This window comes from Aequorivita sp. KMM 9714, from assembly GCF_011065475.1.
Classification (GTDB): Bacteria; Bacteroidota; Bacteroidia; order Flavobacteriales; family Flavobacteriaceae; genus Aequorivita; species Aequorivita sinensis.
This window is the reverse complement of sequence record NZ_JAAGRO010000001.1, coordinates 620,101-634,738: the sequence shown is the minus strand read 5'-3', so window position 1 is coordinate 634,738 and position 14,638 is coordinate 620,101. Positions and strand designations below refer to the sequence as shown.

The following is a 14,638-nucleotide window of genomic DNA, read 5'->3' as shown; positions in this document are numbered from 1 at the left end:
TGTAGCCGCTAAATTTAACATTAATTAAGGTATTTATTAACATAACAGTATATTTTAACATTTACTGTGTCAATTGCCCTACCCTTAATAATTAAAGATTACCATTTAGTTTTTGAAAAATCTGAAGTGCATTGCCATCAGGCATTCTTGAAATATGGTTACAGCTTTCCATTAAATACTCATAGACACTCTTAGATTTTGTCTTATCTAGAGCAGCAAGCTTTAATAACACCTTGTCTTTTTGACGTGCTTCACCATTATATGTGTTTTCAAAAGCAGTTGTATAGGCATCTAATAAAGTAGTAAGGATAGTATAACCTGCAATTTCTTTTTCCATCACCTCATTACTTTGATAAATCCTGTTTACGCTCACTTCAATAATATCGGCGATTTGAGCTTTATATTGACTTTTGTCCAGTAGTGAAACAGAAAATGTACCCTTAAGTATTTCCTCTTCATTTTCAAGAAAGATAGAGGCGGCTTCTGCAATTAAAGTATTTATTGCAAGCGAACGTAAATATGCTAATCTATCTGATGAAGTTGAAAGCTTATAGTAAACATCACTTTTAAGATTGTTTCTCACTAAATTTATAAGATACTCTAGGGCCACTTCTTCTTCAATCAACCCAAGGTTTATTCCATCTTCAAAATCGATAATGGTATAGCAAATATCATCAGCAGCTTCTACCAAATATGCTAAAGGATGACGTGCATACCCCTCGCCTTCTCTTTTTAACAAACCAAGATCTGAAACTACTTCATCAAAAAATTCAACATCACTTTGAAATACACCAAACTTTTTATCTGCCACGTGTGATGTAGGTTTCTTAGGAAGTGATTGCTTAGGATATTTCATAAAAGCTCCCAAACTTGCATAGGTCAAACGCAATCCACCAGACACTCCATTTTTAGATTCTGTCAAAATTTTGAATCCGTTGGCGTTACCTTCAAAATCTATTAAATCCTGATACTCTTTATCAGTAAGTTTATCTTTAAAACGCTTACCATTCCCATTTAAGAAATAATCTCCAATAGCTTTTTCCCCACTGTGACCAAAAGGAGGGTTTCCTATATCGTGTGCTAAAGCCGCAGCGGCTACTATTGCTCCAAAATCGTTTGCTTGGTAACCGTATACACTTTCAAGATGCGGGTGTTTTTTTAAAATCTGTTTTCCTACAGTCCTTCCTAATGAACGTCCAACAACAGAAACTTCTAAACTATGAGTAAGACGAGTGTGAACAAAAGAAGTTTTAGATAACGGTATAACTTGAGTTTTGTCTTGCAGACTTCTGAAAGCAGAAGAAAATATAATTCGGTCGAAATCAACTTCAAAACCTATACGAGTTTCGTTTTCTTCAATCCTAAGACGTTTGTTTTTATCGCCTTGCTTTCTAAGTGAGAGCAACTGTTCCCATTGCATCATAAGTAATAATATTTTGAAGGCAAGATACTATTTTCAAAAGGGAAGTCAATATTATTTTTTGAATCGCTCTTAACATTAAGCTAACACATTGGTTACTTATTGATAATTCGTAATTAACGTAGACTTTACAAGGTAGAGGTTTCTTTGCACCAATAAATCAAACGACAAAAATGAAAACACTTTTTAAAACTTTATTCTTACTATTTACGTCAATTACATTCGCTCAAAGCGGATCTATCGTTGGACAACTTACCGACACCGATTACAATAACGAACCACTTCCTTTTGCAAATGTATTTTTAAAGGGAACTTCAATTGGAGTAACATCTGATATAGACGGGTTATATTCTTTAGAAAATATTGAACCTGGCACTTACACCGTAGTATATAGCTATGTAGGTTATGAAACTGTTGAAATTCCAAATGTAAATGTTACTGCTAATAAAGTAACTAATATTAATGTACCGATGGGTGCAAGTGCCGCCGCACTAGATGAAGTTGTTATAAAAACTACAACTCGCCGAGAAAGTGCAGTTGCATTACTTCTAGAACAAAAGAAAGCTGTAGGAATTTCACAATCTATAGGTGCCGAAGATCTTTCTAGAAAAGGTGTAAGCGATGCGGAAGGCGCAGTAACCAAAGTAACTGGAGTGAAAAAACAAGCCGGAACCAAAAACGTTTTTGTTCGCGGTTTAGGTGATCGTTACAATTCAACAACATTAAATGGTTTGCCACTACCTTCAGAAGATCCTGAATACAAGAACATTTCTTTAGACTTTTTCGCTTCAGATATTATCGAGAGCGTAGGAATCAACAAAACTTTCTCTGTACCACTTTACGGCGATGTTGCGGGTGCTAATATTGATATAGTAAGCAAAGAACTTACGGGTCCTGGAAGTTTACAATTTTCAATTTCACCAGGGATAAACTCTCGCGCAATCGGGAAGGATTTCTTAACAATGGATAACGCCAAATATATTGGTAACATCCACAATACTAATGTTCCAATTACAAATTTAAACATTCATTCTTTCGACAATAATTTTAAACCAGAAACTCAGAACGCACAGCTAAATGGCAGTTATTCACTTTCTGGTGGAAAACGATTTGAGCTTGGAGAAAATCAATTGAGCTTTTTCGTTGTTGGAAGTTTAGATAACAATTATGAATATCGCGAAGGTGCTTCAGACAGAATAAATGCAGCAGGTGGATTTAATCAGCAGTTTGATAAAACTGAATACAACTATAATGTATCCAAACTTGCAATGGCAAATGTAAAATTTCGTTTTGAAGAAGGAGATTACATTGCTTTAAACAGTATGTTCATCAAGAGTAATACTCAAAGCATTTCAGATTATTACGGTTTAAAATCTGGATTAACTGAAAACGATGAGCCTGGAAATCCAGTTCGTGCTTTTATTAGAAGACAACAGGAAGAAGAAAACAATCTCTTTGTAAACCAGCTTTTAACTTCACTTACACTTTCAGAGAAATTAAGTTTAGATGCGGGTGCTTCATTTAATACTATCCGCGGATACGAGCCAGACAGAAGAACAAATACGTATGTAATCGATGTAAATAGCGACGTGGCAAAAGCTGCTTCTGGAAGTGCATTAAACAATCGTTTCTACTCAAATCTTGAAGAAGATGATTTAGCTGGAAAACTTTATTTAAACTATGCTTTAAATGGAGAAAACGAATATAGCAACAACAGTAAAATTCGCTTAGGGTACAATTACAGAAACACCGATCGCTCTTTCAATTACACTCAGATAAACTATATTTTAGACAGTCCTACTGTAGTGGATATAGACAATCCAGACTCATCATTATTTAACCAACAGTCTCTGAACGATGGAATTTTCAGACTTACCACCAATCGCGGGGATGGTCGTGACGGTAAAGATCCTTTTAATCCGTTTTCTTATAATGGAAAGAGAACTATACACTCTGGTTTAGGAGAAATTAGCTATGATTTTTCAGAAAAATTTTCAGCGAATATTGGGATGCGTTATGAAAAAGTAAAGCAAGAAGTGTTTTTCGATACTAACCTTGCAACTACAAACGATCCAAATACCGATCCTTCGCTAATTGATGAAAACTTTATCCTTCCAAGTTTCAACTTGAAGTACAATTTCAATGAAAACAGCATATTGCGTTTGGCGGGAAGTAAAACATATACACTACCACAGTTTAAGGAAGTAGCTCCTTTCTTATATGAAAATGTAAGTTTCAACAGCTTTGGAAACCCGTATTTATTAACTGCTGATAACTACAATCTAGATTTAAAATACGAATACTATTTCAGTAGAAGTGAAATAATAGCTGTAACAGGTTTCTACAAAAACATTCAAAACGCAATTAACCGAATTGAAGTTAATTCGGCTGCTGGAGAACTATCATATGTAAATACGGGCGATGCAAATATTGCGGGAGTAGAACTTGAATTGAGAAAAGACATCTTAAATATTACAGATGAATCAGACAACGAAAAGAAATTGACATTTGGTTTAAATGCTTCATATCTGTATTCAAATCAAAAACTTGAGGATGTTCCAACAGATAATCTTACTGTGAGATTTACAAATAAAGAAGATGAATTAGAAGGTTCTTCTCCATTCATTTTAGGAACCGATTTAACGTTTAACTTAAATAAAAACAATAGCGGAATTACAAGTTCAGTTGTTTTCAACTACAACAGTAAAAGTATTTACTCTCTAGGAACAGGTGGTGACGATGCAAATCCTGGTTCTGGAAAGAGCAATATTATGCTTGCTGCTGTTCCTACTTTAGATTTCATCAACAAAATTGCCATCAATAAAAACTTAGGAATCAAACTTAACATTAAAAACATATTGGATCCTGAGTATAAATTGACGCAAGCAGTAAACAACATTGGTGTTGCTAATCCTGCATTGCCTAACGGACAAGAGATTCCAGTTGAAAGTTATAAAAGAGGAGTTTCTTTTAGCGCAGGAGTTTCATATTCATTCTAAAATCATACTGCCAAATAGCAGAAACTATTAACCCAAACTTAATATTAACCTAAACCAAAGGAAACACTACAACAGTTTCTTTGTATCAAACTTTTAAATCAAAATGAAAAAAATGAAAAAATTACTTTTATCAACCTTTGTATTAGCAGCCTTAACAATTAGTAGCTGTAGTAAAGATGATAGTAGCGATCCAGTTGCTGTTACTTGTAATGACGGAATTCAGAATGGAGATGAAACTGGAGTAGACTGCGGTGGTTCTTGCGAGCCATGTGCTGTGGAAGGTCAAAAAGACGGAATCATAAACTCTCAAGACGATCCAGATTTAGATGCATCAGATCTTAAAGGAAATGTTACTGCCGATGTTCGCCTTACAAATGATACTGTTTGGGTTTTAAGTGGTCCATTAAGCGTAAAAGAGGGGGCAACTTTAAGCATAGACGCTGGAACAACAATTAAAGCTGTAGCCGGAGGCACTAACGTTTATGTGGTAATTGAGCAAGGTGCAAAAATTAACGCAGAAGGAACTACTGATGCGCCAATTAGATTTACTTCAAATGCTTCTAACCCTCGCTCTGGTGACTGGGGAGGAATTCTTATAATCGGGAAAGCACCTCTTAGTGGTGGTGGAACTGCTACAACTGAAGTTGTTGATCTTACTTACGGTGGAACAGATGAAAACGACAACTCTGGAGTAATGAAATATGTAGAAGCTTCTTACACTGGTGCTAGAATAAATGGTGATAAAGAATTTAACGGAATTACTTTTTACGGTGTTGGAAATGAAACAGTAATTGAAAACTTAGCAGTTTTTTACTGTGATGATGATGCTTACGAGTGGTTTGGTGGTACTGTAAATGTAAAAAACCTAATTGCAGTAAACATTAAGGATGATATGTTTGACTGGACTCAAGGTTGGACTGGAACTGCAAAAAACCTTTATGGATTACGTGAATCTGACTTTACAGCAATTACTGAAGACCCTCGCGGATTAGAAGGTGATGGTAACCTAGATGGTAACTCTCCTGGTGATACTGGACAGTCTAACCCTACAATTGATGGTTTAGTTTTAATAAACGGATCTATCATTGAAATGGCAGATATGATTAAAGTACGTCGTGGAAGCGGACTTACATTAACCAATGCTTATGTAGCATTTGCTAACGAAGATGCTAAAGCTTCAGACTTTATCGATCTACAAGACGGTAAGGGTAATGCAAATGGATCACTTGTAAACATATCAATTGTTGGAAATTCTTCAACAGGACTTGATATAACAGACGTAAAATCAACTGAAAATGCTGTAATTGAAGTATTAGACGGGACTACTCCAACTGTTAGTAGAGACCTTTTCAATTGGACAGCATACGATTTTGAATAAGTATTTGAATTAGCAAAAACTTAAGCCCAGTTTCATTTGAAAACTGGGCTTTCTTTTTTTTAACAATTACGAATAACATAAAACCAATAGATAATGAACACTTCAATTTAACCATTTGGTAATATCATGTTTACCATAAATAAACATTGAGTTTGTTTCTTTGGTTCAGCTTTAAGAGCAAATTTAAAATCGTTTTAGTTTTTGTCGACTAGATTTTAAACCGGGCTTCACTTCATCGTGAAGCCCTTTTTTGCTTGGTATTAATTATTTAATTCCAATCCTTAACATTCAGGTAACATTAAATTCGGTTCTTTACAGCGACAAAAACTAAAAAACTGATTTTTTAATGCCACACAAGCGCTTGTTAATTAGCATCTTGATACTTTTCTGTTCAGTTGTGTCTGCTCAAGAAGATTCAGGAAATCCATTTACTTTTAAATGGGAAAACGGCTTCAAACTCACTAGCCAAGACAATCAATTCGCCTTAAAATTTGGCGGTCGAATAATGGTCGACCACGCTTATTTGTTTCAGAGCAGCGAACTAAATGATAGTTTTGGACCATTAATCTCAAAAAGTGGAACTGAAATTCGCCGCGCTAGAATTTATTTTTCAGGAGATATTTATAAGAACACCTTTTTTAAGTTTCAAGTAGATTTTGCTGGAGATCAAGTATCGTTAAAAGATGTTTACATCGGATTCAAAAATATCCCAATAGTTGGGAAAGTAACTGTCGGACATTTTAAAGAACCTCTTCGACTTTCTGCAATAAACAGTAGTAAATACACAACATTTTTAGAGCCTGCTCAAAATATAGATTTTGCACAAGTTCGCAATAACGGTATTCTTCTATCCAACGATTTTTTAAACCGTCGTTTATCCGCACAATTTGGAGCTTTTAGAAATGCCGACAATAATAGCAATGATGTTTTTGCAGATGACGGTTATGTAATTGGGGGAAGAGTTACTGGATTAGTAATTAATGAAGAAGAGAAGAACCACCTATTGCATTTAGGAGCAGCTTACAGCTATAGAAACCCAGAAAGCAAGGAATATAGCGTTTCTGTAAGACCAGGTGTACACCTAGCCCCTAAGTACCTCGCTACAGGCCCTATTGAAAACTTAGACTATGTTGGACTTACAAATTTTGAATCTGCATACATTCAAGGAGCTTTTTCATTTCAAGGAGAATACTTAACAGCATCGGTAAACACCTACTCCAACACTTATAAATTTTCAAATTATTACGGGGAATTCAGTTATTTCTTAACAGGGGAAAGCAAGAAGTTTAAAGGATCTTATGAAGGTTTCGACCGAGTAACACCTAACAAAAACTTCGGTGGAAATGGCAAAGGCGCTGGAGCTTGGGAAGTAGCATTACGATATTCTGAAACAGACTTAACAGATAAATCAGTTCTTGGTGAAAATCAAAAAGATATCGCCTTAGCACTTAATTGGTATCCAAATCCAGTTACGCGATTGATGCTAAATTATGTTTGGGCGGATGTTGAAAATAAAGGCCAAGGAAATTATTTACAGGGAAGATTACAAATTGAATTTTAAATTGCATAGTTAACAATTTGGTAACAAACACTCCTTTTTTATATAGGAAATTTGCACCAATTTAATAATCGACAAAAATGGACAATATTTACTTATTAATGATAGTTGCACTTGTTGCTTTAGCCATAGCAGATTTAGTTGTGGGTGTAAGTAATGACGCTGTAAACTTTTTAAACTCAGCAATTGGCTCAAAAGCTATTCCGTTTAAAGGAATATTAATTATAGCCAGTTTAGGAATCTTTATTGGAGCCGTATTTTCTAGCGGAATGATGGAGGTCGCCCGAAAAGGAATCTTCGTCCCCGGGGAATTCTATTTCGATGAAATTATGATCATATTTATGGCAGTAATGATCACCGATATCTTACTGTTAGATTTTTTCAACACTATTGGTTTACCAACATCTACAACTGTTTCAATTGTATTTGAATTATTAGGAGCTGCAGTAATCATGGCGCTTATTAAAATTGGCAATAACGATGCTGAAACAATCTCTTCACTTTCAAAGTATATAAACACTGAGAAAGCAGTTGAAATTATTGTGGGAATTCTCCTTTCCGTCGTCATAGCCTTTACGGTCGGGGCGATAGTACAATACCTATCTCGATTAATTTTCACCTTCCATATAGAGCAAAAGATGAAATATTTCGGAGCTATTTTTGGAGGGATTGCATTAACTGCAATTAGCTACTTCATCTTTATGAAAGGACTAAAAAGCACACCTTTTTACAGTACTTTTAAAGGAGTAGTAGAAAGTAATACAGCTTTAATAATTGGGATAAGCTTTATTATTTGGACCGTTTTCTCGCAACTATTTATGATGGTTACTAAGAAAAGTATCCTGATAATAGTAATTGCAGTAGGAAGTTTCAGTCTTGCTCTAGCATTTGCTGGTAACGACTTGGTTAACTTTATTGGTGTACCAATGGCAGCTTACCACAGTTATATAGATTGGTCTACATCTGGTATTGACCCTTCTGCCTATGCAATGACAAGTCTTGAAAAAGCAGTACCTGCAGAACCATTTTTATTGTTTGCAGCTGGAGCAATTATGGTGTTGACATTATGGTTCTCTAAAAAAGCAAGAACGGTATCTGACACAGAGATCGATTTAGCACGTCAAGGTGATGGTCACGAAAAATTTAGCCCGAATATGTTATCAAGGTTTTTAGTTAAAACCAGTACATATATAGCGACCTATTTTGATCATATTCTTCCAAAATCAATGCAGGAGAAAATAGATAAGCGATTTGAGAAACCTGTTATTGAATTACCAAAGCACAAAGCATATGAGATGCCTGCTTTTGATATGATTCGTGCTTCTATCAACCTTGTTGTTGCAGGTATATTAATTGCTACTGCAACTTCAATGAAGCTTCCTCTATCAACAACTTACGTAACTTTTATGGTTGCCATGGGTACATCGTTAGCAGATAGAGCTTGGGGTCGTGAAAGTGCTGTTTACCGCGTTGCAGGTGTATTAAATGTTATTGGAGGATGGTTCTTTACTGCCTTCGTTGCATTTACTGCAGCAGGAACCTTAACTTACCTAATCTATATAGGAAGAGGAACTATGATTGCTGTACTTCTTCTATTAGCTATTTTATTGTTAGTTAGAAACTACATTTCTCACAAAAACAAGGCTAAACTTAAGTTGAACAAAACAGGTTTAAAGAAAACCGAAAGTAAAACTGTTCAAGGTATTATTCAGGAAAGTGCTGAAAACATCAGTAATGTTGTTTCTCGCTCAAATAAGATTTATACCGATATGTTGCGAGGCCTTGCAAAACAAGACACTAAAAAATTAAAGAAAAGTAAAAAAGGTGTTACAAAACTAAACGAAGAAGTTGAAGAGTTACGTGACAACTTATTCTATTTCATTAAAAATCTTGACGATACAAGTGTTCGTGGAAGTAACTTCTACATCATTATCTTAGGTTATTTAACGGATATAGCTCAATCATTAGAATTCATTTCTAAGGCAAGTTACAAGCACGTTAACAACAACCACAAAGCACTTCGTTTCAACCAAATTAAAGATCTACAAGAAGTTGATAGACATCTTGAGGGCTTATTAAATGAAATTGAAGATATATTCGACAAGAAAGAATTTGAACGTATTGGTCAGGTTTTAAACAGAAAAGAGGAGATTTATGCTAGTCTTTCAAATAAGATTGAAAAGCAAATTGCTCGAACCAGAACTGAAGAATCTAGCCCGAAAAACACTACTTTATATTTCAGCTTACTGCTAGAAACAAAAGACTTAGTGAAAGCCTTGATGAACTTGATGGAAGAGTATCACTCAAGTTATAAAAAAGCGTAATTCATCGCTTTAAAATAAAAATCCCTCAGTAAAACTTTCTGTTATTACTGAGGGATTTTTTTATTCACCTTTTTTAATCGTTCCCTTTTTTAACTAAAACAAAGATTGTTGTTGCGAAGGGTTTTCATGTTCTAACAACCATTTCTTACGATGTAGCCCGCCAGCATAACCCGTTAAGGATCCATCACTCCCAATTACTCGGTGACAGGGAATAATAATCGAAATTGGATTTTTACCATTTGCTGAAGCTGCAGCTCTTATAACTTTGGGATCGCCAAGTTTATTAGCCACTTGCTGATAATTAAGTGTTTTCCCAAAAGGAATATTCAAAAGTTCGTTCCAAACACGTTTTTGAAAATCTGTACCCTTTGGAGAAATTTTCACATTGAAGGTTGAACGTTTACCTTCAAAGTATTCTTGAAGCTGAGTAACCACATCATTTAATTCCTTAGGAATAGTTTCTGAAATAGCTAAGGAATCATCATCCTTAAAAAGTATGGACGATACTCCTTCTGAATTCCCTACAATTTCTATAACTCCAATTGGAGATTGCATAAAAACTGTGTGCATTACTCCGATTTATCTTGAGGTTTGTCAATATCATTAATTTGAATTCCTATTCGCTTAGCTCGTTTTTCCCAATTCTTTCGGGCTTGTAGTTGCAAATCTTCAATATTATCACTCTCGTCCATGATTTCGAGACCTAAAAGAGTTTCTATGATGTCTTCCATAGTAACTACCCCAATAGTATTGCCAAAATCGTCCACTACGGCAGCGATGTGAACACGTTGTTTAATAAACGTCTCAAACAAGTCTGGAATTGGTTTTTCCGCCGAAACCATAAATATTTCTCTCCTGATATCGCTTAATAACTTGTCGCCACGTTCTTCAACAATTTCCTCCAAAATATCATCTCTTAGTACAAAACCAGTAATATTATGCGTTTTATCTTTATAAACAGGAATTCTTGAAAACCTTAGATTTTTATTGGTTTCATGAAATTTTTGAAGAGTCATTTTTTCATCTTCTAAGGTTACAACAGGAAATGGTGTCATTACATCTTTTGCTTGTACACTTTTAAAAACCAAAAGATTTTTAATTACCGTAGTCTCATTTTCTTCAAAAACACCTTCTTCTTCGGCAGCATCGGTAATCGCCATAAATTCTTCGCGGCTCATAGTACTTACATGGGCCGATTTTCCAACCATTTTGGTTACAATCATCAATAGCCAAAGTATTCCCGTATACTTTAAAGGGAAGATTATTATCTTCAAAAACATAGCTGTAAAAGAGCCTAAACTCTTCCAGTATGTAGCTCCAATTGTCTTTGGGATTATTTCTGAAACTATAAGAATTAAAATTGTCATTATAGCTGAAACAATTCCAACTATATTCATTCCAAAAATCTCAACTTTATAGGGTAGTTTCTCTGCTTGTACTCCTACCAAGATTGCACCAACAGTATGTGCAATTGTGTTGATAGTAAGTATTGCGATTAAAGGCTTATCTATATCCTTCTTGAAATTGGTGAGTGTTTTTGCATAGCCTTTTCCTTCTTTGGTTTTCATTCGTAAAAACGTAGGAGTGAAACTCAACAATGCTGCTTCTAAAATCGAGCATAAGAATGAAAATAAAATCGATAAAACCGCATAAACTATTAATAACGTCATATATAGATGGATATTTTTTTTGATAAAAATAAAGATTTATAAACGTTATTAACGATAAGGTCTTGTTAATTACATAAAAAAACCGCCTCATTGGGCGGTTTTAAATGAATTATGTTTAAGAAGCCTTTAATAACGGTCTTAATGTATTTTCCCAACGTTTAGCGTTTTGCAAACTAATAAATGGGTCTGTACTTAGTTCCTCATCATCGTATTCGTTGTAGAAAGTTATTTCTTTACTGCCGGTGTTTTTAATAATTTCAAGCCCAACCCAATCTAATGTTTTTTCGGTTTGCTTGACACTCTTTACTCGGCAAGCTTTTACCTCCTCCATGTTTACAATAGTAAAATCGGCTACTGGATTTTTCTTAGTAGAATAAACCATTTTTTTAGTGTTAGGATCAACACCAATCACTACATTTCCGAGGATTTCTACATTGTCTAACCTAATTCCATTTTTTTCAGAAAGGGAGTTGATAGTTTTTTTTACTTTTCTATCAAGTCCTGATGCGTTTATAATCATATACCCTACAGGTACAGCTATCAGCAATAATATTATTAGCCCAATTAGGGATGCACTTATTTCCATAATAAATAATTTTTTAGATGAATAAATTGAATAAATAATGGCTTGAAAATCAATTCAAACCAGACGAATTAATCATCAAAAATTACCAGAAGAAATGAAATGGAAAGAGATATTGAAAAATCAGTTCACGTTTGTCCTTTAATGAAAAAGAACATTTAATAACTGAAGAATTACAGGTATTTGGAAACTCTTTATTAGAATAAAAAAGCCCGGTTAATCCTGCATTCGAAGATTCATTTTGGGTGATAGTTTGAGAAGCCTCTCCAATTGATACCTTATTAATTTCAAAAGGCTTCCTATTATCATCTTGTTGTAACTGAGAAACAACAACAGCTTTATCTGTAGTAGAAAGTACTTCACTTGCAATAGCAACATTCCCGAATACCAAAAAAGTGGCAATCGTGATTAAGAATGTATTTATATGTTTTTTAGCAAGTTTCACTAAACAAATGTAATCTAAAATTGAATTCGAAAATTTAAATTTTTGCTAATTATTAAATCCACTAAAATATTAAGAGCGATACTTTTTAGACTATAATCTAAAAAACATCGCTCCTATTATCTTATAAGGTTCGCGCTATGAAATAATCTTCACAACGTCTTTAGCAAAGTAACTTGCAATCATAGAAGCTCCAGCTCTTTTTATAGCTGTAATTTGCTCCATCATAACTGCATCGTGATCTAACCAACCTTTTTCGGCTGCAGCTTTTAACATAGAATATTCTCCACTAACTTGATAAACTGCCACAGGAACATTTACCTCATTCTTAATTTCACGAACAATATCTAAATAACAAAGCCCTGGTTTTACCATAACAATATCTGCTCCTTCTTCAATATCCATTATGGTTTCACGAATAGCTTCTTCGCGGTTCGCAAAATCCATTTGGTAAGTTTTCTTATCCTTTGGAATATTTTTTAAATCTACTGGAGCAGAATCTAGTGCGTCTCTAAATGGACCGTAAAATGCAGATGCGTATTTAGCGCTATAAGCCATAATCCCAGTATTGTGGAATCCTTCATCTTCCAATAAGGTTCTAATCTCAAAAATACGTCCGTCCATCATATCGCTAGGCGCAATAACATCGGCACCGGCTTGAGCGTGACTAAGTGACATTTCGGCTAAAACGGCACTACTATCGTCGTTAAGAATTATTCCTTCCGATACAATCCCATCGTGGCCATAAGCTGAAAATGGATCTAATGCCACATCGGTCATTACAAGCATTTCAGGCACAGCATTTTTAACTGTTTTAATAGCACGTTGCATCAATCCATCAGGATTTAGTGCTTCTTTTCCTGTGTTATCCTTCAATTTATCATCAACTCTTACGAAAAGCAAAACCGACTTTAACCCAAGCTTCCATAGTTCCTTTGCTTCTTTTTCAAGCAAATCTAAACTCAACCTATAGTAATTTGGCATTGAAGCAATTTCCTCTTTAACACCTTTCCCTTCAACAACAAAAAGCGGAACGATAAAATCATTCGGACTTAAAATTGTTTCGCGAACTAAACTTCTCATACTTTCACTAGTTCGCAATCTTCTGTTTCTTCTTAATGGATACATATCTATTTTTGATTTACAACTTACGGTTTTAGATTCATTCAAGAATAAATTTAAAATCGCAAATCTGATGTTATTTCAGTTAAACTATTAAACCCACTCTTTAGGGTTTCTTAATACCTCAACGAGCTTTTCTTCTTCACTCCCCGCCTCTGGATGATGATCGTACTTCCATTGAACGTGTGGTGGTAAACTCATTAAAATACTCTCTATACGACCGTTGGTTTTTAATCCAAACAAAGTTCCTTTATCGTGAACTAAGTTGAACTCAACATAACGCCCACGACGAATTTCTTGCCAAGTTCTATTTTCTTCAGAATATGAAAGATCTTTTCTCCTTTCAACAATCGGCAGATAACAATCTAAGAAACTATTTCCAACTTCCGTTACAAAATTGTACCAGTCTTTCATATTCATCTCATCAGTCTTCTTTAAATAATCAAAAAACAACCCTCCAACTCCACGAGCTTCATCGCGATGAGAATTCCAAAAATATTCGTCGCAACGCTTTTTGTACGTTGTATAAAACTCACTATTATGTTTGTCGCAAGCTGTTTTGCACACCTTATGAAAATGTGCTGCGTCTTCTTCAAATAAGTAGTAAGGTGTTAAATCTTGTCCTCCACCAAACCAACTATCTACAATATTTCCTGTAGCATCGTACATTTCAAAATAGCGCCAGTTTGCGTGTACTGTTGGTACCATTGGGTTTTTTGGGTGTAGCACTAAGCTCAAGCCACAAGCAAAAAAATCTGCGTCTTTTACTCCGAAATACGCCTGCATACTTTCAGGTAATTTCCCGTGTACTTCACTAATATTAACTCCTCCTTTTTCAAAAACATTTCCGTTTTCAATCACGCGAGTTCGGCCGCCACCGCCTTCTTTGCGAATCCATTTATCTTCTTGAAACTTCGCCTTACCGTCTATTGACTCTAAGGCTGAAGTTATTTCGTTTTGTAAATTTTTTATGTAGGCTACGAATTGTTCTTTCATATTCTTTTTAGTTTGGGAGTATGGGTCCACAAAAAAGTTGCTTTTGTTGTCATCGCCGGGCAAGTCAAAATTATTTTGAATCTGACTATTTCCTGCAAGGTGTTCCCCCGCCTTTTCTGCGGGGGCTCCTTGTAGGTCTTCTCCTG

11 protein-coding genes are annotated in these 14,638 nt (G+C 34.9%); 4 read left to right on the top strand and 7 right to left on the bottom strand.

Annotated elements, in window-relative coordinates; translation table 11 throughout:
- Positions 1 to 91 precede the first annotated feature (91 nt).
- A complete protein-coding gene (locus G3A46_RS02845) occupies positions 92 to 1,420 on the bottom strand; it encodes a deoxyguanosinetriphosphate triphosphohydrolase (protein WP_165147582.1) in 1,329 nt (442 codons plus the stop codon).
- 173 nt (positions 1,421 to 1,593) lie between these two features.
- On the opposite strand from G3A46_RS02845, the gene G3A46_RS02840 reads away from it, so the two are divergent.
- The 4 genes from G3A46_RS02840 (at position 1,594) to G3A46_RS02825 (ending at position 9,679) form a co-directional block, all read left to right on the top strand.
- Positions 1,594 to 4,419, top strand: a complete 2,826-nt coding sequence (locus G3A46_RS02840) for a TonB-dependent receptor (RefSeq protein WP_165145964.1) — start codon at positions 1,594 to 1,596, stop codon at positions 4,417 to 4,419.
- Between the two features lie 112 nt (positions 4,420 to 4,531).
- Positions 4,532 to 5,797 carry a hypothetical protein gene (locus G3A46_RS02835; protein WP_165145961.1) on the top strand — a complete coding sequence of 422 codons (1,266 nt, stop codon included), beginning with the start codon at positions 4,532 to 4,534 and terminating at the stop codon, positions 5,795 to 5,797.
- 346 nt (positions 5,798 to 6,143) lie between these two features.
- The gene (locus G3A46_RS02830) at positions 6,144 to 7,358 is read left to right on the top strand and encodes a porin (protein ID WP_165145958.1); all 1,215 of its coding nucleotides are present in this window, start codon (positions 6,144 to 6,146) and stop codon (positions 7,356 to 7,358) included.
- Between the two features lie 77 nt (positions 7,359 to 7,435).
- Complete coding sequence (locus G3A46_RS02825) at positions 7,436 to 9,679, top strand: inorganic phosphate transporter (protein ID WP_165145955.1); 2,244 nt, start codon at positions 7,436 to 7,438, stop codon at positions 9,677 to 9,679.
- Positions 9,680 to 9,772: 93 nt separating this feature from the next.
- Here G3A46_RS02825 and G3A46_RS02820 read toward each other — a convergent pair whose 3' ends face one another.
- The 6 genes from G3A46_RS02820 to hemF all read right to left on the bottom strand — a co-directional run bounded on the left by G3A46_RS02820 (position 9,773) and on the right by hemF (position 14,492).
- On the bottom strand, positions 9,773 to 10,249 hold the full coding sequence (locus G3A46_RS02820) for a methylated-DNA--[protein]-cysteine S-methyltransferase (protein ID WP_165145951.1): 477 nt from the start codon (positions 10,247 to 10,249) through the stop codon (positions 9,773 to 9,775).
- A complete protein-coding gene (locus tag G3A46_RS02815; RefSeq protein ID WP_165145948.1) occupies positions 10,249 to 11,349 on the bottom strand; it encodes a CNNM domain-containing protein in 1,101 nt (366 codons plus the stop codon). The genes G3A46_RS02820 and G3A46_RS02815 overlap by 1 nt, the downstream gene beginning before the upstream one ends.
- Before the next feature lie 115 nt (positions 11,350 to 11,464).
- A complete protein-coding gene (locus tag G3A46_RS02810; protein WP_165145945.1) occupies positions 11,465 to 11,935 on the bottom strand; it encodes a hypothetical protein in 471 nt (156 codons plus the stop codon).
- A gap of 82 nt (positions 11,936 to 12,017) precedes the next feature.
- Positions 12,018 to 12,377: a hypothetical protein gene (locus G3A46_RS02805; RefSeq protein WP_165145942.1), complete on the bottom strand. Its 360-nt coding sequence runs from the start codon at positions 12,375 to 12,377 to the stop codon at positions 12,018 to 12,020.
- A 135-nt stretch (positions 12,378 to 12,512) separates the two neighbouring features.
- Positions 12,513 to 13,502: a porphobilinogen synthase gene (gene hemB / locus G3A46_RS02800; protein WP_165145939.1), complete on the bottom strand. Its 990-nt coding sequence runs from the start codon at positions 13,500 to 13,502 to the stop codon at positions 12,513 to 12,515.
- A gap of 87 nt (positions 13,503 to 13,589) precedes the next feature.
- The gene (gene hemF / locus G3A46_RS14315) at positions 13,590 to 14,492 is read right to left on the bottom strand and encodes an oxygen-dependent coproporphyrinogen oxidase (protein WP_241836863.1); all 903 of its coding nucleotides are present in this window, start codon (positions 14,490 to 14,492) and stop codon (positions 13,590 to 13,592) included.
- Positions 14,493 to 14,638: the final 146 nt, after the last annotated feature.

Excerpts from the sequence above, each read along its gene's own strand:
- hemB (WP_165145939.1), bottom strand. The coding sequence starts at position 13,502 with ATGTATCCATTAAGAAGAAACAGAAGATTGCGAACTAGTGAAAGTATG.
- G3A46_RS02815 (WP_165145948.1), bottom strand. The coding sequence starts at position 11,349 with ATGACGTTATTAATAGTTTATGCGGTTTTATCGATTTTATTTTCATTC.
- hemF (WP_241836863.1), bottom strand. The coding sequence starts at position 14,492 with ATGAAAGAACAATTCGTAGCCTACATAAAAAATTTACAAAACGAAATA.
- G3A46_RS02810 (WP_165145945.1), bottom strand. The coding sequence starts at position 11,935 with ATGGAAATAAGTGCATCCCTAATTGGGCTAATAATATTATTGCTGATA.
- G3A46_RS02840 (WP_165145964.1), top strand. The coding sequence starts at position 1,594 with ATGAAAACACTTTTTAAAACTTTATTCTTACTATTTACGTCAATTACA.
- G3A46_RS02835 (WP_165145961.1), top strand. The coding sequence starts at position 4,532 with ATGAAAAAATTACTTTTATCAACCTTTGTATTAGCAGCCTTAACAATT.
- G3A46_RS02820 (WP_165145951.1), bottom strand. The coding sequence starts at position 10,249 with ATGCACACAGTTTTTATGCAATCTCCAATTGGAGTTATAGAAATTGTA.
- G3A46_RS02825 (WP_165145955.1), top strand. The coding sequence starts at position 7,436 with ATGGACAATATTTACTTATTAATGATAGTTGCACTTGTTGCTTTAGCC.
- G3A46_RS02830 (WP_165145958.1), top strand. The coding sequence starts at position 6,144 with ATGCCACACAAGCGCTTGTTAATTAGCATCTTGATACTTTTCTGTTCA.
- G3A46_RS02845 (WP_165147582.1), bottom strand. The coding sequence starts at position 1,420 with ATGCAATGGGAACAGTTGCTCTCACTTAGAAAGCAAGGCGATAAAAAC.